The organism is Nocardioides koreensis (assembly GCF_039531775.1).
GTDB lineage: Bacteria > Actinomycetota > Actinomycetes > Propionibacteriales > Nocardioidaceae > Nocardioides > Nocardioides koreensis.
In genome coordinates this window covers 1-20,313 of the sequence record NZ_BAAAQR010000005.1, presented here as the reverse complement: position 1 = coordinate 20,313, position 20,313 = coordinate 1, and the positions used below count along the sequence as shown (strand labels likewise).

Sequence of the window (20,313 nt, the reverse complement as noted above, 5' to 3'; positions counted from 1 at the left end):
TCGGGCCACGACCAGGACCGGGGTCGCGCGTTCTCCGCGCCCGACAGTGCGATCCTTGCCGCATGCAGCCTGTCCATGTGTGGATCCGGTCCGAGTCCCGCGGCACGGAGCGGCGTGCGCCCGTCGTACCCGGCGACGTTCCAGTGCTGCTGGACGCGGGGTTCGAGGTGACCGTCGAGGAATCGCCCCAACGCATCTTCGCCATCGAGGAGTACGCCGCGGCCGGGGCGTCCGTCGTGGCCGAGGGCACGTGGCCCGACGCTCCCCGTGACGCCTACGTCCTCGGAATCAAGGAGCTCTCCGACGAGCCGGCGTCGCTGTTCCACCGGCACATCTACTTCGCGCACGCGTTCAAGGGCCAGGAGGACGCCCGGCGCACCCTCGAGCGGTTTCGCTGCGGCGGAGGTCGGCTGCTCGACATCGAGTACCTCATCGACCACGGCGGCAGGCGGGTGGTCGCCTTCGGCTACTGGGCCGGCTACGTGGGCGCGGCACTTGGCGTGCTGCACCTGGCCGGCAGGTTGGCCGCGCCGCTCGCCCCGATGGCCAAGCACGAGCTCGACGCCGAGCTGGAGGGGGCCGGTAAGGCGGGGGCCGACCAGTTGCTGGCGCTGGTCACCGGGGCGCTCGGGCGATCCGGTCGCGGCGCCCGGCAGGCGCTGATGAATGCCGGCGTGCCGACCACCCGGTGGGATCGCCAGGAGACGCGGGACCTGCACAAGCAGGCGCTGCTGGGCCACGACCTGCTGGTGAACTGCGTCGTCACGCACACCCCGACGACTCCGTTCGTGGAGCAGGCAGACCTGGACCAGGAGCGCCGGCTGCGGGTGCTCGCGGACGTGACCTGCGATGTCACCGGACCCACCAACATGCTTCCGGTGAACACCGAGATCACCACGTGGCTGGAGCCGGTACGGCGATTGCATGGCGGCACCTCGGAGCACGCCACCGCGCCGCTGGAGGTCATCGCCATCGACAACCTGCCCTCGCTGCTTCCGCGCGAGGCCAGCGAGGGGTTCAGCGCTGACCTGACCCCGCTCCTGCTCGGGTTGGCCGGTGATGACGGGCCGTCGGGACCGTGGCGGGCGGCTGGCCGCGCTTTCGACCACGCGATGGACGAGCTCGAGTCACCGTGAGGCCCCTACCCCCGGACCGGGCCGCACGCCAAGAGCCCGCGTCGGGTGACTTCCCTGCGCTGTGGACGTGCGGATCCGCCGCGAACCAATGTCGTCCCGCGACAACGCCATGCCGCATCGGGTCACTGGGAACACGCGGGGCTCGACGCTCATGGGGAGGCCAGTCGGCACCCGGCAATGACCGAAATAGTCAGGCCCCAGACGATCGACGCGCACCCGATGCCATGGGAAATGGGTGCGCCGCAACTCCCGGCGGGCTCAGTCCACGCCGGGCTCGTCCGTCTCACCGTGCTGTTCGAGCAGCCTGCGCAACGATGTCGGGACAGGAAGATTCGACGCCCATGGCGCCGGCACCGGCTGGTCCAGGACGCGTCGGACCGGCACCACCCCGCTCCATACGCCGGGGTCGGCGCCTGCCTCCTCAGGCGTCGCCGGCCAGCCGCTCGCGACCTTGAGCAACCAGTGCCCTTCGGCGATGGGCAGCGACAGCACTTCAGTGGCGGCCAGTTCCTTGCGACTGGGACGCCGCACCTCGTGGATCCGCCCGGGAATGACCACGTCGCTGAACAGGTCGAGCGCAGCGTCCCGGTCCTCGACCGGACTGAGCCGTCCGCGGACCGTGGCAGAGCGGTAGTTGACCGACGACTCGAAGGTCGTCGGCGCAACCACGAGCGCGTCCAGGGTGAACACGGTCAGCACGGCGGAAGCCCCGGCCGCGACGTGTCTAAGCGCGCCCGCGCCGGTCGAGCCATGCAGCAGGACGCGGTCCCCGTCCCGGGCGTACAACATCGGAACGGCGAGCGGCTCGCCGTCCACCGCGCAGCACAGCACCCCCGCCCACTGCGAGTCGAGCAAAGCATCCAGGGCCGCGCGATCCGGCACACCGAGCTCCGGAAAGCGGTTCAGCGCGGTCATGACTCGGACTCGGTGGATTCGAGCACGGCGTGGAGCGTCACGACGTCATCGTGGCACTTCTCCACTCGTCGCACGCAACGCCCGGATGAGCCTGCGGGTTCAGGTCGTCGGGTTGGTCGCTCCGCCATTGATCAGCCGAGCCCGAAGGCGTCATCTCCACTCGGACCGGTTTCATGGGTGGAACCAACGAGAACCCGACGGAACAGGACCACGGCGGGCCTGCTGGACGTGTCTTCCAGGTTCACCGGCCGGACCTCGATGAAGGCGTCGTCGGTTCGCTGTACCGCTCCGAGATCTTCTGCACCAGCCCGGAGCAGCGGAGAGTCGGACCACCACCGGCCGGTCGCAGCGCGCAGGCAGGCCGTCTCACCGGCGCCGTGATTGCAGGCCACGACGGCGTCGGGGGCTAGCATTCGCGGTTCCGCCCCGAGAGGAACCTGCACATGGCAACCGACTACGACGCATCCCGCAAGACAGAAGAGGAACAGAAGGAAGAAAGCCTGGAGGCCCGTCGCCTGACCTCGGGTGATCAGGACAAGACCTCAGGGAAGGTGGACGAGGACGAGACCGAGTCAGCGGAGTCGTATGAGCTGCCCGGCGCGGATCTCTCCCACGAGACCCTCTCCATCGAGGTGACGCCGAAGCAGGCCGACGAGTTCACCTGCGCTGCATGTTTCCTCGTCCAGCACGACTCCCGGCGTTCCTCACCGGCGGCCGACCTCTGCAGAGACTGTGCCTGAACGGTCGACGGCACAGCGCTGGGCGTGGAGCCACGGACCGGCCAGGTCCAACACGTGACCCGACTCCGCCCGTCGTCGCGAGCTCAGCAGCTGGGATGCCCAGCACCGGGCTCGCCGAGACGCGTCCTGCCTGCGCCGCGGTATAACGGAAGTGTCCGGCGCAGCACCCGACGGAGACACGGCGCCTGATCAGGCGCACCGCGAGCTCACGACCCGTGCAGGCGACGAGACGCCCGGATCCGGAGCTCCCCACCATGCGCACCTCGACCTTCCGCCATCTGCTCGGCGCACCGGCCTGCCTACTTCTTGCGGCAGCCTCGGCGGTCGCCTGCCAGAGCTCGGCCCCCCACCATGCCCACGTCACTGACCGGCCCACGAACCAGACGACGTACTTCGCCCAGTACGGCGTCAGCACCCGCGCGTACAAGCCAGGCCGACTGAACCCGTCCGTTGACGGATCGCTGTACGTCCGAGGCATGCAGTGGACCGTCTGGGACGACCGCCGAGCGGCTGGCGATGGCATCGCGCACGTCAACGACTGCATCCCGGACTGCGCCGACGGTCACTACACCACGTACCGGGTCACCGTGCGCCTGGCGCAACCTCGGGAACTCTGCGGCAGCCAGTTCTTCACCGCCATCCGCGTGAGGGGACCGGGCTACCACATGTCCGCCCGCAGGTCGGGCGTCGCGTGCCGGTGAGACCTCGACGCAGCTGCTCTCGACGGAGCAACGGCGGGGTGGCCATCCCCGCGGCGGGACCCGGCGGCGTTCAGCTGCCACCGGCGGGCAGGGACTCGAGCATGACGTCGGGGTTGTCCCGCGCGGTGACCTTGGCGCGCCACTGGTCGACGAACAGCGCCATGCGAGTGCCGTCACTGCGTTCGAGGACCTCGACACCACGGATCCCGGCCAGCGCCGCGGCGCCGGCGGCGTCGGTCAGTCGGGCGACCTGGTAGTCGAGCCGGGAGAACCGGATCGGGGCGTTGAACTCGTTGGTCATCCGGTCCTCGACCACCTCGAACTGCATCGGGCCGACCGCCGCCAGGACGGGGCTCTGGTCTCCGCGCAGGTCGGACCGCAGCACCTGCACGACGCCCTCCTGGTCCAGCTGCTCGATGCCTCGGCGGAACTGCTTGTAGCGGCCGATGTCGCCGGCGCTGGCGGTCACGAAGTGCTCGGGGGCGAAGCTGGGTACCGGTGGGTACGCGATGGCGTCCCCGGCGTACACGGTGTCCCCGACCCGGAGGGCCTGCGCGTTGACGAAGCCGATGATGTCGCCCGGCTCGGCGCTCTCGACCGAGCTCGTCTCCCGGCCGAACACCGACTGGGCGAACTTCGTCGCGAAGGGGCGCCCGGTGGTGGCGTGGGTGACGACCATGCCGCGTTCGAACGTCCCGGACACGACCCGGGCGTAGGCGAGCCGGTCCCGGTGGGCGGTGTTCATCCCGGACTGCACCTTGAAGACGAACGCGCTGAAGTCGTCGGCGACCTGACGGACCGAGCCGTCGACGCCCGCTGTCGCGTTGGGGGCCGGTGCCAGGTCGAGCAACAGGTCCAGCAGCTGCGCGACACCGAAGTTCTGGAGTGCCGAGGCGAACATCACGGGCGTGGTCTCACCCGCCAGGAAGCGCACCTGGTCGTGGTCGGCCTCGTCGAGGGTGAGCAGCTCGTGCTCCTCGACCGCCTCCGCCCACACGTGCGCGTCGCTCTCGTCGACCAGGTCGGGGCTCACCCGCTGCTCGGGGGCCCGGGTGGCGCCACCGGCGGTGCGCGTGTACTTCACGAAGTCTCCCGTCCGGCGGTCCAGGACACCGCGGAAGTCGCCGGCCTCACCGACCGGCCAGGTGAGGGGAGTGGGGCGGAGCTTGATCTTCTCCTGGATGAGGTCCATCAGCTCGAGCGCCGACAGCCCGGGACGGTCCCACTTGTTGATGACGGTGATCACCGGGATGCCGCGCAGCGCGCAGACCTTGAACAGCTTGAGGGTCTGCGGCTCCAGGCCCTTGCCGGCATCGACCAGCATCACCGCGGAGTCGACCGCGGACAGCACGCGGTAGGTGTCCTCGGAGAAGTCGCTGTGGCCGGGGGTGTCGACGAGGTTGATCACGTGGTCGCGGTAGACGAACTGCAACGCGGCAGAGGTGATCGAGATGCCGCGCGCCTTCTCCATCGCCATCCAGTCGGACACCGTGGCGCGCCGGTCGCCCTTGCCGTGGACGGCTCCCGCCTCGGTGATCACCCGCGCGTGCAGGGCGAGTGCCTCCGTCAGCGTGGACTTGCCCGCGTCGGGGTGACTGATGACGGCGAAGGTACGTCGAGGGCGGGTGTCAGGCATCGCGCGAATCTACCGGTCGAACCGCCGGACCGTCTCTTCGCCGACTCGGGCCCGTCCTCGGAAGAGGTCAATGATGCCCGAGGTGCTCGTTGTCGGGCCAGATCCCGTCCGCCGGCATCTCCAGCGGGCTCGTCAGGTCTCTGCGCCACTGCGGGGTGGTGGTCGGCTCGCCCCAGTAGTCGGTCACCTTCACCGCCCGGCCTCCCTCGAGCTCGCCGATCGTGACGTTGCGATAGAGCCGCCCGTCCCCGTAGTTGCAGGTCCACTCGACGACGATCACGTCGTCGAGCTCGAGACGCCGCCCCACCTCGAGCGTGAGCTCCTCGAAGCTCCCCTCAACATCGCCGATCAGCTGGCTCCCGTGCACCGCTTCCCGCATCTGCGGCCACTGCCGGACGACGTCCGCGTCAAGGGGCACGCCGAGGAGGTACTCGACTCGGGTCCTGCCGTTCGATGCTTCACCCTGGGCCATGCTCGCGACCTTCCGACAAGCCGAGAAACCGCGCTTCACTTGCAGTGTAGGACCGCGTCGCGACCCCGCCGCCGGGACGGAGGCCTGGTTCGTGGCGAGTGCGAGCCCGCTGCGCCAACCGGGGGCGCGACCGCCCCGGGGAGGGCTGAGGGCGCTCACGTCGTGGCCGGTGCCGGCGAGCAGCCAGGCGACCAGTGAGTTCGAGTTCCACATCTCGCCGGTGCCGAGCTCGTCACGACCCCAGGTGAGTGCGGGTACCTGCGGGGCGAGGTCGAGCACCGCGGCGGCACGGTCGCGGTCCGCACTGACCGACACCGGACTCGCCACGGCGTACGACGCGTCCGGGATCGTCCCGCCTCGCCAGGCCCGCACCTCGTAGCGGAAGAACCGCGAGCGGCCCAGCGGGCGCAGGCCCACCGGCCCCGTGGCGACGACGCCACCCTGACCGGCAGAGCTCCCCCAGGCAGGAGCCATCTCGACGGCGTAGCTCCAGTCGTCCAGGTGGATCTCGAGCGCGGCGTGGAAGAGCGGCGTCGGGGGCCGATGCTCCCGCCGGGCGCACCAGGCCTCGTAGAGCCGTCCGTTGAGGCGGACCACGTGGCCGCCTGCCCCCAGCGGCACCCAGTAGAGAAGTACACCTGCGTCCACGACCCGCCCTCCAGCTCGGGTCCATCCCAGCTCCCGGGACGCCCCGGCGGATGGGGCAGGCGACCACGATGACGGTGACCAAGTGCCCGCCGGGCGGGCCCGCGCCTCCACCCCGTCTATGGGGGAGGCCGCCTCCGATGGCATGCTGTCTCGCCGCTGTGCCCTGCTGGGCACTCCGGACGCGCTGGGAGGGTTGGATGAGCGACGTCGCAGGTGAGCTCGCGCGCGTGCGTCGCGCGTTCGAGCAGCCGACGCTGACGCTGCTGCACCAGCGCCAGGCACCGGTGGTCATCGCGGTGTTCCGGTCCGCGTTCGGCCGGGACAACCGGCCGATCCCGACCGCCCGGCTGCACGCCCAGGTCGAGGACCACCTCGCCGAGCTGCGGCTGACGGGGGAGGCGGAGGTCCCCACCGGCAGCGGCAGGGACCTGTGCCAGCGGTGGATGCGCGGCCAGTGGCTGGTCCGGGCGCTGGACGACAGCGGGCAGGAGGTCTACTCGCTGACCTCGCACGCCCAGCAGGCGCTCGAGCTGGTGAAGACGCTCTCGCGCGACCGCGCCACGCTCAGCGAGCACCGGATCGCCACGATCCTCACCACGGTGCGGCGGTTCAACAGCGAGGCCAACCCCGACCGCTCCGCCCGGGTCGGCATCCTCAACGCCGAGATCGCCCGGCTGGCCGCCGAGCGGGACCGGCTGGTCGAGGGCGAGCAGATGGAGGCGCCCTCGGAGGACTACATGCTGGAGGGGTTCACCGAGCTCCAGTCGCTGATCTCCGCGCTGCCCAGCGACTTCGCCCGGGTGGAGGAGCGGTTCGCCCAGATCCGGGCCGAGATCCTGGCCTCGTTCCGCGCCGAGGACCGGCCGGCCGGCGAGGTGATCGACGCCTACCTCGCCCGGGCCGACTCGCTGCTGACGGCCACCCCCGAGGGGCGGGCCTTCGAGGGAGCGTTCGCGCTGCTCCGCGACGACGCGATGGTCGCCCAGCTGCGCGACGACCTCGGCGCCCTGCTCGACCACCCGCTCTCCGACGGGCTGCTGGCCGACGGCGACCGGGCCGAGCTGCGCGGCACGGTGCGGCTGATCCGCGACGGCCTCGACCGGGTGCTCTCGCAGCGCTCACGGGTCACCTCGACGCTCAAGGACTACATCGTCGCCCACGACGCCGCCCGGGACCGTGAGCTGGAGCAGACGCTGCGGCAGATCGAGTCCGGGCTGATGGGCTGGATGGCGACGTCCGGGCCGCGGGCGACGCTCGACCTGCCGCTGCTGCCCGCCCGGGTGGACGTCGACCACTTCCGGGAGCGGTTCCACGACCCCGCCGACGACGTGGCGCCGACCCGGCTCGCGGACACGCCCACCGCCGACGACGTGCCGCCGTCCTTCGCGGCGGTGATGGCCCAGGGCGGCCCCTCCATCACGGCCCTGCGGCGACGGCTCGACGAGGCGCTGGCCTCGCTGGACCCGGCCGCGTCGCTGGGCCAGGTGTTCGACTCGCTGGACCCCGCGCTGCGACGCCCCGTGGAGATCTTCGGGCTCCTCCACCTCGCGGCCGACCGTGAGCTGCCCGCCGAGCCGACCCTCGAGCGGTACCACGCCCTGCGCCCGGACGGTTCCGGGCGGACCTTCGCGGTGCCCCGCGTACCGCTCGACGACCCCGACCTCCCCTCCAGGCCGAAGGACCGACGATGAGCACCCTCCAGGACGAGCACGACGACGTCGCCGGCGACCCCGGGACGGAGGAGTTCGCGGCGCTGGACCCCGACGACCCCGGGCGCGAGGCGACCACGTCCGTCTCGCTGTTCGAGGGCGACGAGGGCGGGCTGGAGCACGACGAGCGCCGTGCCCTCGTCACGCTGCTCAAGCAGCGCTTCATCAGCGCCCGCACCCATCCGCGGGACTGGCGCGCGCTCACCGAGAACGAGCGGGTCATCCGGGGGCGGCTCAACGACCTCTTCCTCGAGCTGCAGATCGACCCGGTCCGCGAGGTGGCGTGGAAGCGGCAGGCCGTGTCCGAGACCGGCCAGAAGTTCCCCACCCTGCTCTACGACGCCGCCTGGAGCCGCGAGGAGACGATCGTGCTGGTCCACCTGCGCGACCGCTTCCGGGCGGCCGCCTCGGCCGGCGAGGCGCGGGTCTTCGTCGACCGGGACGACATCGTCGAGTACGTCGCCGGCTTCCGCCCGCCCCACGCGACGGACGTGGCCGGCGACGAGAAGCGGGCGCGCAACGCGGTGGGCAACGTCAACCGGGCCGGGCTGCTCATCGGCGCGCCGACCGACGACCGGTTCGAGATCAGCGAGGCGATCGAGCCGCTGCTCCCGCTCGAGCTGCTCAGGGAGCTGCTGGTGAGCCTGCAGCAGACCAACGAGCCCGAGCAGGCCGAGGACCCGCTGTTCGGCGGCTACGAGCCCGAGCCGGCGGAGCAGGACGAGGAGGAGCAGGGATGACGACCGACGTCGACACCACGACCGACGCCGCCCTGGAGGGCGACGGCCTGTTCGAGCAGGGGGTCGTCGCGACCCCGTCCGACGACACGCTGCAGTGGCGCGCCGAGCACCTCCAGCTGGTCAACTGGGGCGGCTTCTCGGGTCGCGTCGAGGTCGACCTGCACGGCGACGCCACCATGATCTCGGGGGCCTCCGGCGTCGGGAAGAGCACCGTGCTGGACGCCTACACGGCGCTGATGATGCCCTCGGACACCAAGTTCAACGGCGCCTCCAACGACGCCGTCGCGGGCCGGGCCCGGGGGGTCGGGCAGCGCAACCTGCTCTCCTACCTGCGCGGCGCGGTGGACGTGGTCGACGACCCGCGCACCGGCCGGCCGGTCGAGTCGCTGCTGCGTGGGCAGGGCAGCGACACCTGGGGCGCGGTCTCGATGACGTTCGTCAACGACCAGCAGCGCCGGTTCACCGCGCTGCGCACCTACTACGTGCCGCGCCGGGCCACCCGCTCGAGCGAGGTGCAGATGCAGCTGGCCACGCTCGACGCACCGGTCGACCTGGCCACGCTCGAGTCGGCCGTGCCCGACCGCTTCCACGCCAACACCCTCAAGAAGCTCTACCCCGGGGTGCGGGTCCACCGGACGTACGCCGAGTTCGCCGCGATCCTGCACGCGCGGCTGGGCATCGGTGCCAACGGCGACGGCGCGAAGGCGCTGCGGCTGCTGGCCCGCATCCAGGCGGGCAACCAGGTGCGCAGCGTCGACGAGCTCTACAAGGAGATGGTGCTCGAGCGGCCGACCACGTTCGCCGCCGCCGACCGCGCCGTCGAGCACTTCGACGACCTGGAGTCGGCCTACACGGCCATGCGGACCGAGGAGCAGAAGCAGGAGCTCCTGGCGCCGATCACCGAGCTGCACGACCGCAAGGTGGCCGCGCTGGCGCGGACCGAGGAGCTGGACGCGTTCGGCGTCGCGGCCCAGGGGGACACCCCGGTCCGGCTCTGGCTGCTGCGCACCCACGCGCGGCTGCTCGGCGCGGCGGTGGAGGCCAACCGGCAGGGACGGACCCGGGTGGCCGGCGAGCTCCAGGCGAGCGGCCGGACGCTGACCGCGCTCGACACCGACCTGGAGGCCGCCAAGAAGGAGCACCGGGCCGCCGGCGGAGCCACGCTGGAGCGGCTCGCCGTCGACATCGAGCGGGAGCAGCTGCTCCGCGAGGAGCGCCTCGGCCGCCGCGACGGGCTGCTGGCGCGGATGGTCGCGCTGCCGGACGACGAGGAGGAGGCGCTGGGCTCCCGCGAGGCGTTCACCGGGCTGGTCGCCCGGGCCGAGCGCTGGCTGGCCGAGCACCCGGAGCAGGCGGCCGGGCTGGTCTCCGAGCGCGACGAGGTCATGGGCTCGCGGTACCCGCTGCTGGCGCGGCGCAAGGAGCTCGAGGCCGAGCGCGCCTCGCTGGAGGGACGGGCCGGCCGGGTGCCCGAGCAGCTGCACGCGCTGCGCGCCGAGGTGGCGCGAGCCAGCGGGCTGTCGCCGGCGGAGCTGCCGTTCGTCGCGGAGCTCATCGACGTGGCCCCCGAGGAGTCCCGCTGGCGGCTCGCGATCGAGACGGTGCTGGCCGGCACCGCCCGGCTGATGCTGGTGCCGCTGGACCGGCTCGAGCACTTCTCGGCGTCGATCGACTCGGTGCACCTGCGCGGCCGGCTGACCTTCGAGGGCGCCGAGCTCGACCTCGACCCCCCGGCCGCCGCGGACACCGACCGGGTGGCCGGCAAGCTGCTCCTCCAGGACTCGCCGTTCCGCGGCTGGGTGCAGCGGCACCTGGCGGAGCCCCCGCGCAACGCGCTGTGCGTGGAGTCGCCCGAGGAGCTCTCCGGCGGCGGCTTCCGCGTGACGCCGGCCGGCCAGACCCGGTCGGGACGACGTGGCTCGCACGGCCGGGGCGACCGCCGCAACATCATCGGCTTCAGCAACGCCGACTCGCTCGCGGAGATCGACGAGGAGCTCGCCGCGATCGAGGCCTCGCTCACCGGGCTCGACGACCGGCTGCACGAGGTCGAGGCCGCCACCCACCTGCTCGACCAGCGCCGGGTCGCCTACGACGCGGTCCGCGGCCACGGCTTCGACGACCTCGACGTGGCGTCCTGCGACAGCCGGATCGCCGACCTCGAGCGGCGCCGCGAGGAGATCCTCACCGCGGACGACCAGCTCAACACCCTCGAGCAGCACATCGCCGACCTGGAGACGCAGCTGGACGAGGCCCGTCGCCACCGGTTCCAGCTCGACGAGCTCAAGGTCCGTCTCGACACCGAGCACGGGGAGCTGGTCGAGTCCGAGGACCAGGTCAACGACGAGCTCGAGCGGATCGAGCGGTCCGGGCGCGTCGCGCTCGCCGAGGAGCAGGCGGCCCGGCTGGACGAGGAGTTCGCCGCCGCGGCCGCGCCGGACGACCCCGAGGACCTCGCCCGGTTCCACGAGAACGCCGGCCGCCTGCATGCCCGGCTGAACGCCGCGGTCTCCACCGCCCAGGTGGAGGTCGAGAACGTCGACCGGGAGCTCGCGGGCATCTTCCGCGCCTACCAGCTGCAGTGGGCCGACCCCAACCTCGGGACGGGGGTCGAGTCCTACCCGGACTTCGCCCGGATCCTTTCCGACATCGAGGCGACCGGCCTGGCCCAGCGACGCTCGGAGTGGCGCCGCCGGCTGACCGAGTGGAGCGGCCAGGACCTGGTGCCGCTCGCGGGCGCCATGTCGGCGTCGGTCGAGGAGATCGAGGACCGGCTCGAGCCGATCAACGCGATCCTGCGCCGGCTGGAGTTCGGGGCCGCGAAGGACCGGCTCCGGATCCGGCTGCGGAGGCTCGCCCCGGCGCACGTCCAGGTCTTCGTGCGGGACCTGCGGGAGCTCTCCCGGGGGACGACCCGCGACCTGACCGAGGAGCAGATGGAGGCGCGGTTCACCCAGCTGCGCCGCTTCATGGACCAGCTGCGCCGCCCCGAGCACGCGTACGACGGCGACCGCGGCTCCGACCGCGACCGGCTGCTCGACGTACGCCGCCACGTCGAGATCAGCGCCGAGCGGTACGACCGGCTCACCGGCGAGCTGAAGGCGACGTACCGGACGCTGGGGGAGAAGAGCGGTGGCGAGAGCCAGGAGCTCGTCGCGTTCATCGTGGGCTCCGCGCTGCGCTTCCGGCTCGGTGACGAGATGCGGTCGCGGCCCCGGTTCGCGCCGGTGTTCCTCGACGAGGGGTTCGTGAAGGCGGACTCGGAGTTCGCCGGGCGCGCGGTGGGTGCCTGGAAGGGGCTGGGCTTCCAGCTGGTGATCGGCGTGCCGCTGGACAAGGTGACCGGGCTCGAGCCGCACATGGACGAGCTGCTGGTCATCACCAAGCACCCCGAGACCCAGCTCTCCTCGATCTTCGCGATCACCGACGCCTCCTGACCCGATCGGTCGCCGCGCGCTACAGTGGAGCCAGCACCGTCGACCGACGGTCGCAGGTCCCACATCGTGGGCGGACCGTCCGGGTCCGACACGTCGATCTCTCGCAGATCCGTGGGACCGAGTCGCGGGGTGGCCACCAGGCCTGCTCCGCTCGACGCACGATGTCCCGGCCGGGGCCGTGAGCGGGTGTTCCGATCCCGTCGCGGAAGCCCGAGCCGGGCGCTCCAGAGGAGGAGTCCTTGGCCCGACGAGGCCAGCGCCAGACCGGCGCTCGTCGTACCGCCCCGCGTCAGCAACGACGCGTGCGGGACCTCGACAACGAAGGCATCATCCCGGTGCTCGCCCGCGCCGTGCGCGAGGTGGAGGCGGCCGCCCAGCGCGGACCCGTGTCGCCGGGCAACCGCACCAAGTTCCAGGTCGTCGCCCTGCTGGTCCGCGAGGAGCGGGCCCAGGTCAAGACCGACCAGGACAGCACCGAGGCCCAGCGGGCCGCGCAGCTCAAGCGCCTCGACGGGATTGCCACGATCCTCGCGAAGACCGCGGCCCGCGACACCTCGCTGCTGCAGCTGCTGGCCGAGGACGTCGTCGTCTCCGACGCCGCGGGATCGCTGAAGCGCGACATGCTGCGGGCGGCCGGCGTCGAGGTGCCCGAGGTGGTCGCGCCCGTGGAGCCCGCGCCCGTCGCCACCACCACCCAGCGTCGGGTCGTGCCGCAGGCCGTGATCTCCCGCCAGCTGGCCAACCCGTTCCTCGCCCCCGACTTCTCCAACGCGCCGAAGCGTCCGGCGGGGCCGCGCCGGCTGGCCACCTGGGAGCTGCTCGGCCCGCTGTTCCGGTCGTTCGAGAACGCCTCCGGTGGCGCCTCCTCGTGCATGAAGCTGCCCGAGCCGACCCACCAGCGCTCGCCGGGCGGTCTTGAGCTGATGCCGCACCAGGCCCAGGTCGTGGCCGCCGCCGCCGACGGCCACCGGACCTTCCTGCTAGCCGACGAGCCCGGCCTGGGCAAGACTGCCCAGGCGCTGCTCGCAGCCCAGGCCGTGGACGCCTACCCGCTGCTCGTGGTCGTGCCGAACGTCGTCAAGATGAACTGGGCGCGCGAGGCCGGCCTGTGGACCCCGAACCGCCCGGCGACCGTGATCCACGGCGACGGCGACACCATCGACGGCTTCGCCGACATCGTGGTCGTCAACTACGAGGTGCTCGACCGCCACGTCGGCTGGCTCGGCGACCTCGGCTTCCGCGGGATGGTCGTCGACGAGGCGCACTTCATCAAGAACAAGACCTCCCAGCGCTCGCAGCACGTGCTGCAGCTCTCAGAGCGGGTCCGGTCCCGTACCGTGCGACCCCTGCTGATGGCGCTCACCGGGACCCCGCTGATCAACGACATCGAGGACTTCCGGGCGATCTGGCAGTTCCTGGGCTGGATCGACGACAAGAAGCCGCTCGCCGAGCTGATGGACCGGCTCGAGGAGACCGGCCTGACGCCGGCGGACTTCGGGTTCTACCCCGCGGCCCGGGCCAGCGTCATCGACATGGGCATCGTCCGGCGCCGCAAGGTGGACGTGGCGGCCGACATCCCGGCCCGCCGCATCGCCGACCTGCCCGTCGAGCTCGACGACGAGGCCGGCCGCTCGATCCGCGAGGCCGAGCGCGAGCTCGCCCGCCGGCTGGTGGAGCGCTACGACAACGCGCTCGCGACGCGGAAGTCCGGCGCGGTCGTCGAGGGCATCGACCACGAGCTCGTCCGCCGGGTCGCCACCTGGGAGCGCGAGGACACCACGACGTCGAAGTCGGAGGAGAACGTCTTCGGCATGATGCGCCGCATCGGCCAGGCGAAGTCCGGCCTCGCCGCCGACTACGCCGCGCAGCTCGCGCGCAGCGTGGGCAAGGTCGTCTTCTTCGCCAAGCACGTCGACGTGATGGACGTGGCCGAGGAGACGTTTGCGAAGCGCGGCATGCGCTACGCCTCGATCCGCGGCGACCAGACCCGGACGGCGCGCCAGAAGAACATCGACGCGTTCGTCGAGGACCCCGACGTCTCGGTCGTGGTCTGCTCGCTGACGGCCGCCGGCGTCGGGCTCAACCTGCAGGTCGCCTCGAACGTCGTGCTCGCCGAGCTCTCGTGGACCGACGCGGAGCAGACCCAGGCGATCGACCGGGTCCACCGGATCGGCCAGGACATGCCGGTGACCGCGTGGCGCATCATCGCCTCGCAGACCATCGACACGAAGATCGCGGAGCTCATCGACAGCAAGGCCGGGCTCGCCGCCCGGGCCCTCGACGGATCGGACGAGGAGGTCTCCTCGTCGGCCGACGTGCAGCTCGAGGCGCTCGTCGCGCTGCTGACGGAGGCGCTGGAGGAGCGGACGGCCTAGGCGGCAGCCGTCGGGCCGCCGCCGTCAGGCGCGCCCCCGCAGCTCGGCGCGCACCTGCTCGGTCCGCCGGGCGAGCGTCGCCGAGCGCGGGATCCGGCGGTCCGGGAGGCCGCGCAGCCGGCGCCGCGAGGGGTCCAGCTGCTCGAGGTCGGACCGGAACCGCTTCCGGGCGGCGGCGACCGCCTCGGCCTCGGACGGCCGGGGCGTGACCCGCCTGCCGCCGGCGATCACCCGCAGCAGCAGCGGCTCGCTGCCGGCGGGTGCCGGCTCGTCCCGCGTGCCCAGCACGTCGTCGAGGCCGGCCTGCCGGAACACCTGCTTGGCGCCCGGCTCGCTCACCTTCTCGGTCGACAGCTTCATGACCGGGCGACCGTCGTACTCGACGAGCTTGTAGGCCGCGTCGAGGTACGGCGTGTCCGCGGAGGTGCCCACCTTGGTGCCCACCGCGAACACGTCGATCGGGACGCCGGCGGCGACGAAGGCCTCGATGGCGTACTCGTCGAGCCCGCCGCTGGCCACGATGCGCGCCTGCGGCAGCCCCTCCCGGTCGAGCACCCGTCGCGCCGCGTGCGCCAGCTCAGCGAGGTCGCCGCTGTCGAGCCGTACGCCGATCCGGCGGACGTCCGGGAGGCCGCGCAGGACCTCGACGGCGTGGTCGACGCCGCGCGCGGTGTCGTAGGTGTCGACCAGCAGCGTGACCGGCCCGCTCGTGCTGCCGGCGAAGGCCCGGAACGCCTCCGTCTCCTCGTCGAAGGCCTCCACGAACGAGTGGGCCATCGTGCCGGTGGCCGGGATGCCGTACCGCGCGGCGGCCGCGACGTTGCTGGTCGCGGCGAAGCCGACGACGGCGCCGGCGCGCGCGGCGTGCAGGCCGGCCTCGAGTCCCTGGCAGCGGCGCAACGAGAAGTCCACGACCTGCCGGCCGCCGGCCACGAGGATGCACCGGGCGGCCTTGCTGGCCTGCGCGCTCTGGTGGCTGAGCTGGTTGAGCAGGTGGGTCTCCACCAGCTGCGCCTCGGGCATGGGTGCCGTCACCTCGAGCAGCGGGGTGTCCGGGAACAGGATCCGGCCCTCCGGGACGGCCCAGGCGTCGCCGCTGAACCGGAGTCCCCGCAGGGGTTCGAGCTCGGACGGTGGGCGACCCAGGGCGTCGGCGAACGCGGCCACGTCCTCGTCGTCGACGCGGAACGAGGCCAGGTGGTCGAGGGCGGACTCCAGGCCCGCCGCGACCAGGAACCCGCGGTCCGGTGGGAGGTGGCGCACGAACAGGCTGAACGTGGCGGTCCCGGTCATGCCGGTGTCGAGGTAGGCGAGCGCCATGTTCACCTCGTAGAGGTCGGTCGCGAGCGCGTCGGACAACTCGACCTCCCGGTGGCGGAACCCGTGCTCACTGTGCCCCACGTTGCGGCTCGAGTGGTCACCCGTGACGGATGATGCGCGGGCCGGACCGGTCGCGGAGTCTGGACCCGTGATCCTGACCGTCGTCACGATCGTCGTCGTCACGGTCCTCGCGGTCGTGATCGTCGGAGTCGTGGCCGCGCTCCTGACCGACGACCGGGACCCCAGCGTGGTGCTGGCCTGGTTGTTCGTCATCCTGCTCATCCCCGTCCTCGGCGTCGTGGCGTACTTCTTCATCGGCCGCAACCACCGCCGCGAGTCCCGCCGCCACAGTGAGCGGCGCGAGCGCGTCGAGGCGCGGAGCGAGCGCAGCCTCGACCCGGTCCTGGCCTCGGCGCAGGGGTTCTCCACGGCCGCCGTGGCGACGCTCAGCGGGTCGCCCGGGCAGCGCGTCGAGTCCGCCGGCCGACGCGAGGGTGGCACCGTCCCGCTGCCGGCGCAGGACGTGCGGCTCTACTTCACGGGCGCGGACAAGTTCCGCGACCTGTTCGTCGACCTGCGCGGCGCGCGGGAGCGGATCGACCTGATGTACCTCATCTGGGAGCAGGACGAGCTGACCGCGGAGGTGACCGAGATCCTCCTGGACCGGCTGGCGGCCGGGGTCCGGGTGAACGTCATCTACGACTGGCTCAGCTCGTTGCCGTACCGCAAGCAGGAGCTCGAGCGCCTCGCCGAGGCCGGGGCGGCCGTGGTGCCGTGCTACAAGCGGGCGCGGCAGCTCAACTACCGCAACCACATGAAGATGGCGCTGATCGACGGCGCGGTTGTCTACTCCGGCGGCATGAACATGGGACAGGAGTACGTCGACGGCGGCCGCCGCTTCGACACCTGGCGGGACACCCACTTCCGGATGACCGGCCCGGTCGTCGCGCCGTACCTCCAGCTGTTCGCCGCGACCTGGTCGATGAACGGACGCGACGAGGACCTCTTCGCCGGCTGGGCCCCGCCGGCCCCGGCGACCGCGGGGGAGGGGATCCCGGTGCAGGTGCTGCACTCGAGCGTGTCCACGCCGTTCCCGACCATCCGGGACGTCTTCGTCGTGGCGCTGACCACCGCCCGGGAGCGCGCCTGGATCCAGTCGCCGTACTTCGTGCCCGACGAGCCGCTGCTCACGGCCATGTGCGTCGCGGCCTCGAGCGGCGTGGACGTCCGGCTGATGATGACCGGCCTGCCCGACAAGAAGCTGCCGTTCAACGCGGCCCACGCGTACTTCCCGACCGCCCTGGCGGCTGGGGTGCGTGTTTTCAAGTACGACGCGGGCTTCCTGCACGCCAAGACCGTCACCGTGGACGCGGAGGTGGCGATCATCGGCACCTGCAACTGGGACATCCGCAGCCTGATCCTGCACGACGAGGTGGTCTCGGTGTTCTACTCCGGGGAGATCGCCCGGAGCTGCGCCGACCAGTACGAGCGGGACCTCGAGCACTGCTCCGAGGTCACCCTCGCCGACCTGTCGGCGCTCAGCACCTGGGAGCGGGTGCGCAACTCCGTGTGTCGGCTGTTCTCGCGGCTGCTGTAGGTCTCACCGGTCCCGCGGGGCGCGGAGCCGGCGCCCGGCGACGGCGAGCGCGACCACCAGGACCGCGACGGGCACGACCCAGGCGGGGACGTGGGAGGTCCAGCGGGTGACGGCCTGCTGGGCGTCGAACTCGAGGTCGGTGGTGTCGCCGAGCCCGAACAGCCCGACGACGCCGGCGGTCCCGTCGTAGCGCAGGAAGAGCACCCCGATGGCGACGAACAGGAGCCCGGCCACCAGCGAGGTCGTGTGAACCCGCACCGGACCGAGGGTCAGCATCCGGCCGCGCAGCCAGCGCCGGCGGCCGAGGTCGAAGCGGTCCCACAGCGCGGCGAGGGCGAAGAGGGGTGCCGCCATGCCGAGGGCGTAGACGGCCAGGAGGAAGCCGCCCTGCCACGGGGTGGGCTGGGTGGCGGCGACGGTGAGGATGGCGCCCAGGACGGGACCCGAGCAGAAGCCGGCGAGTCCGTAGACCGCGCCGAGGGCGAGGGTCGACAGCCAGCCGGTGCCCCCGCGGCGGGCGAGGGCGCCCTGCAGCGCCGCGGCGTACGGGATCGTGAACCCCCTGCCCACGATCTGCAGCAGGCCGAACCCGACGATCGCCCAGCCGGCGACGCTGATCAGCAGCGAGCGGTGGCCGTAGAACAGGGACGACGCGGCGCCCGCCCCGGTGCCGAGCGGGACGAGGGTCAGCAGCAGTCCGAGGTAGAAGAGCAGGGTCCGGGCGAGCAGCGCCCGCGTGCTGGCGAACGCGTAGGCGAAGAACGACGGGAGCAGCAGGGCGCTGCACGGGGACAGCAGCGCCAGCAGCCCGGCTGCGAAGGCGGCGAGGAGGCCGACGTCGTTCATCGTCCGGCTTCCGCGGCCGCCTTCTCGATGATCGACTCGAAGACCTCGGTGGGCTGGGCGCCCATGACGGGCTTGCCGTTGATGATGAACGCCGGGGTGCCGGTCACGCCGATCCGCCGACCCTCCTCGAAGTCGCGTCCGACGGCGAAGCGGGTCTCGTCGGCGTCGATGTCGTTGCGGAAGCGGTCGGGGTCCAGGCCGAGGTCCTGCGCCACGCCGACCAGGTGGTCGACGTCGAGGTGACCGCTGTTGGGCGGGAGCTGGTGCTCGTACATCGCGTCGTGGAACGCCCAGAACTTGCCCTGGATGGCGGCGGCCCGTCCGGCGCGGGCCGCGAGGTCGGACTCCTTGCCGAGGTAGGGGAAGTCGCGCCACTCGATGCGCAGGGTGCCGTCATCGACGTACTTCTGGTCCAGCACCGGCTCGGTGTCGCGGGCGAACTTGCCGCAGTATGGGCACTGGAAGTCCGAGTAGGCGATCATCACGACCGGAGCGTCCGCCGGTCCCTTGGCCAGCGGGTCACCCTCGTCGCGGCGGACGATGTCGGCGAACGGGTCGTCGCTGTCCGTGCTGGAGCTGTCCGCGGTGGGCGCGGGTGCCGGCGCCGACTCGTCCGGGGACTGGTCGGAGCCCCAGCTGTTGACGAGCATGCCGGCGGTGATGATCGCTGCCACCACGGCGACGACCAGGGGGATGGCCGGGCTCTTGCGACGGTCAGACATGGAGCGCCTCTCGATCGGGGTCGGTCGGGCAGGAGAGCTCGCCGCGGAGCCGGGCGCGCAGGGCCCAGCCCAGGAGGACGACGGCCGCCACCTGGAGCAGCGGCTGGACGGGCTGGAACCAGGTCAGGGCGCCGGCGCTGCCGAGCGCCACCAGCACCAGCTTGTTGCACACCGGGCAGCCGACGGCGAAGAACGTGAGCACGCTCCCGGCCCACCCTCCGCGGGCCTGCTGGCGATCGGCGGGACTGCTCGAGGGACGGGCGACGTACGACGCGGTGAGCAGCCCGGCCAGCGCCGCCGACACGAGCAGCGACGGCCAGGCCCACCACGTCGGCGGCACCGCCCGGCTGAACAGCGGGGTGTCGAGGAGGTCGGTCGGCACGGCCACCAGCACGACGAAGCCGGCGGTGGTCGCGACAGCGGTCAGCCACCGGCGTGGTGGCCACGCACGAAGGGCGGCGAGCATCAGGCGCCGACCTCCACCGGGTGGCCGTGCGTGCGCCACTCGAGCATGCCGTCCTCGAGGCGGCGCGCCGCGATGCCCTCGCCACCGAGCAACCGCACCGCGTCGTGCGCCAGCACGCAATAGGCGCCGCGGCAGTAGGCCACCACGGGCGCCTCGGTGCGCAGGGACTCCGCGGCGGCGGTGAGCTGCTCGAAGGGCAGGCTGCGCGCGCCGGGGATGTGGCCCGCGACGAACTCCTCGCGCGGGCGCACGTCGATGACGTCGACCCGGCCGGTCTCCAGCAGCCGGGTCAGCTCGTCGCGGGAGACGAGCGCGACCTCGTCCGCGTCCGGCACGTTGAGGTAGGCGTCGAGGGCGCGACCGACGTCGGCCGAGCGGGTGCGGGCCACGGTCCGCATCGCGTCGTACAACGCAGCGACGTCGTCGCCAGCGAGGCGGTAGTGGATGCGGGTGCCCTCCCGGCGGGTCTGCACGACGTTCGCGAGCTTGAGCACCTGGAGGTGCGCCGAGGCGGTGCTCAGGCCCATGCCCGCAGCTGCGGCCAGGGCCTCGACGGTGCGCTCGCCCTGGGCGAGGAGCTCCACCAGCACCAGTCGTTTGGCACTGCCGAAGGCCTTGCCGACGACCGCCAGCTCGCTGAAGAGCTGGTCCTGCTGCACGCTGCGCTCCACCGCATCCTCCAAAGATCTTTGGAATAACGTAGCAGTTTGCCTGGGCTCGCGGCCTAGCTGTTCTGTCCACGCAGGTTGGGCACGAGCTGGATGGGTGACTTGCCGCGGAGTGCGGTGTGGCCGCGGTGGTGATTGTAGGTGTGCAGCCAGGCGGGGTAGGCGGCTGCGCGTTCGGTTTCTGAGCG

At 72.1% G+C, this 20,313-nt stretch carries 16 protein-coding genes and 1 pseudogene; 8 read left to right on the top strand and 9 right to left on the bottom strand.

Going from position 1 to position 20,313, the window contains the following annotated elements:
- The first annotated feature begins 62 nt into the window (after window positions 1-62).
- Window positions 63-1,136: a saccharopine dehydrogenase gene (locus tag ABD268_RS09770; RefSeq protein WP_344150747.1), complete on the top strand. Its 1,074-nt coding sequence runs from the start codon at window positions 63-65 to the stop codon at window positions 1,134-1,136.
- Between the two features lie 258 nt (window positions 1,137-1,394).
- Here the strand turns inward: ABD268_RS09770 and ABD268_RS09765 are convergent, their stop codons facing one another.
- The gene (locus tag ABD268_RS09765; protein WP_344150744.1) at window positions 1,395-2,051 is read right to left on the bottom strand and encodes a pyridoxamine 5'-phosphate oxidase family protein; all 657 of its coding nucleotides are present in this window, start codon (window positions 2,049-2,051) and stop codon (window positions 1,395-1,397) included.
- Window positions 2,052-2,494: 443 nt separating this feature from the next.
- Between ABD268_RS09765 and ABD268_RS09760 the strand changes: the two genes are divergently transcribed.
- Window positions 2,495-2,791: a DUF4193 family protein gene (locus ABD268_RS09760; RefSeq protein ID WP_344150741.1), complete on the top strand. Its 297-nt coding sequence runs from the start codon at window positions 2,495-2,497 to the stop codon at window positions 2,789-2,791.
- A 254-nt stretch (window positions 2,792-3,045) separates the two neighbouring features.
- A complete protein-coding gene (locus ABD268_RS09755; protein ID WP_344150738.1) occupies window positions 3,046-3,492 on the top strand; it encodes a hypothetical protein in 447 nt (148 codons plus the stop codon).
- 70 nt (window positions 3,493-3,562) lie between these two features.
- Here the strand turns inward: ABD268_RS09755 and ABD268_RS09750 are convergent, their stop codons facing one another.
- Window positions 3,563-5,128: a peptide chain release factor 3 gene (locus tag ABD268_RS09750; RefSeq protein WP_344150735.1), complete on the bottom strand. Its 1,566-nt coding sequence runs from the start codon at window positions 5,126-5,128 to the stop codon at window positions 3,563-3,565.
- 67 nt (window positions 5,129-5,195) lie between these two features.
- Window positions 5,196-6,248: a nuclear transport factor 2-like protein gene (locus tag ABD268_RS09745; protein ID WP_344150732.1), complete on the bottom strand. Its 1,053-nt coding sequence runs from the start codon at window positions 6,246-6,248 to the stop codon at window positions 5,196-5,198.
- Between the two features lie 197 nt (window positions 6,249-6,445).
- Here ABD268_RS09745 and ABD268_RS09740 point away from each other — a divergent pair, with 197 nt between their 5' ends.
- From ABD268_RS09740 to ABD268_RS09725, 4 genes are all read left to right on the top strand, one after another.
- Window positions 6,446-7,939: a DUF3375 domain-containing protein gene (locus ABD268_RS09740; protein ID WP_344150729.1), complete on the top strand. Its 1,494-nt coding sequence runs from the start codon at window positions 6,446-6,448 to the stop codon at window positions 7,937-7,939.
- Window positions 7,936-8,697, top strand: a complete 762-nt coding sequence (locus tag ABD268_RS09735; RefSeq protein WP_344150726.1) for a DUF4194 domain-containing protein — start codon at window positions 7,936-7,938, stop codon at window positions 8,695-8,697. Before ABD268_RS09740 ends, ABD268_RS09735 begins: the two co-directional genes overlap by 4 nt.
- A complete protein-coding gene (locus ABD268_RS09730; protein WP_344150723.1) occupies window positions 8,694-12,131 on the top strand; it encodes an ATP-binding protein in 3,438 nt (1,145 codons plus the stop codon). The genes ABD268_RS09735 and ABD268_RS09730 overlap by 4 nt, the downstream gene beginning before the upstream one ends.
- 239 nt (window positions 12,132-12,370) lie before the next feature.
- Complete coding sequence (locus ABD268_RS09725; RefSeq protein WP_344150720.1) at window positions 12,371-14,506, top strand: DEAD/DEAH box helicase; 2,136 nt, start codon at window positions 12,371-12,373, stop codon at window positions 14,504-14,506.
- Between the two features lie 24 nt (window positions 14,507-14,530).
- On the opposite strand, the gene ABD268_RS09720 is transcribed toward ABD268_RS09725, so the two are convergent.
- On the bottom strand, window positions 14,531-15,865 hold the full coding sequence (locus ABD268_RS09720; protein WP_344150717.1) for a nicotinate phosphoribosyltransferase: 1,335 nt from the start codon (window positions 15,863-15,865) through the stop codon (window positions 14,531-14,533).
- 109 nt (window positions 15,866-15,974) lie between these two features.
- On the opposite strand from ABD268_RS09720, the gene cls reads away from it, so the two are divergent.
- Complete coding sequence (gene cls / locus ABD268_RS09715) at window positions 15,975-17,423, top strand: cardiolipin synthase (RefSeq protein ID WP_344150714.1); 1,449 nt, start codon at window positions 15,975-15,977, stop codon at window positions 17,421-17,423.
- Between the two features lie 3 nt (window positions 17,424-17,426).
- Here the strand turns inward: cls and ABD268_RS09710 are convergent, their stop codons facing one another.
- The 5 genes and pseudogenes from ABD268_RS09710 to ABD268_RS09690 form a co-directional block, all read right to left on the bottom strand.
- Window positions 17,427-18,269 (bottom strand): cytochrome c biogenesis CcdA family protein, encoded by an 843-nt coding sequence (locus tag ABD268_RS09710; protein WP_344150711.1) that lies wholly within the window; start codon window positions 18,267-18,269, stop codon window positions 17,427-17,429.
- Window positions 18,266-18,991: a DsbA family protein gene (locus ABD268_RS09705; RefSeq protein WP_344150708.1), complete on the bottom strand. Its 726-nt coding sequence runs from the start codon at window positions 18,989-18,991 to the stop codon at window positions 18,266-18,268. Before ABD268_RS09705 ends, ABD268_RS09710 begins: the two co-directional genes overlap by 4 nt.
- On the bottom strand, window positions 18,984-19,457 hold the full coding sequence (locus ABD268_RS09700) for a hypothetical protein (protein WP_344150705.1): 474 nt from the start codon (window positions 19,455-19,457) through the stop codon (window positions 18,984-18,986). The genes ABD268_RS09705 and ABD268_RS09700 overlap by 8 nt, the downstream gene beginning before the upstream one ends.
- The gene (locus ABD268_RS09695) at window positions 19,457-20,128 is read right to left on the bottom strand and encodes a metalloregulator ArsR/SmtB family transcription factor (protein WP_344150703.1); all 672 of its coding nucleotides are present in this window, start codon (window positions 20,126-20,128) and stop codon (window positions 19,457-19,459) included. Before ABD268_RS09695 ends, ABD268_RS09700 begins: the two co-directional genes overlap by 1 nt.
- 53 nt (window positions 20,129-20,181) lie before the next feature.
- Window positions 20,182-20,313 (bottom strand): annotated as a pseudogene (locus tag ABD268_RS09690) (IS481 family transposase); the annotation flags it as partial.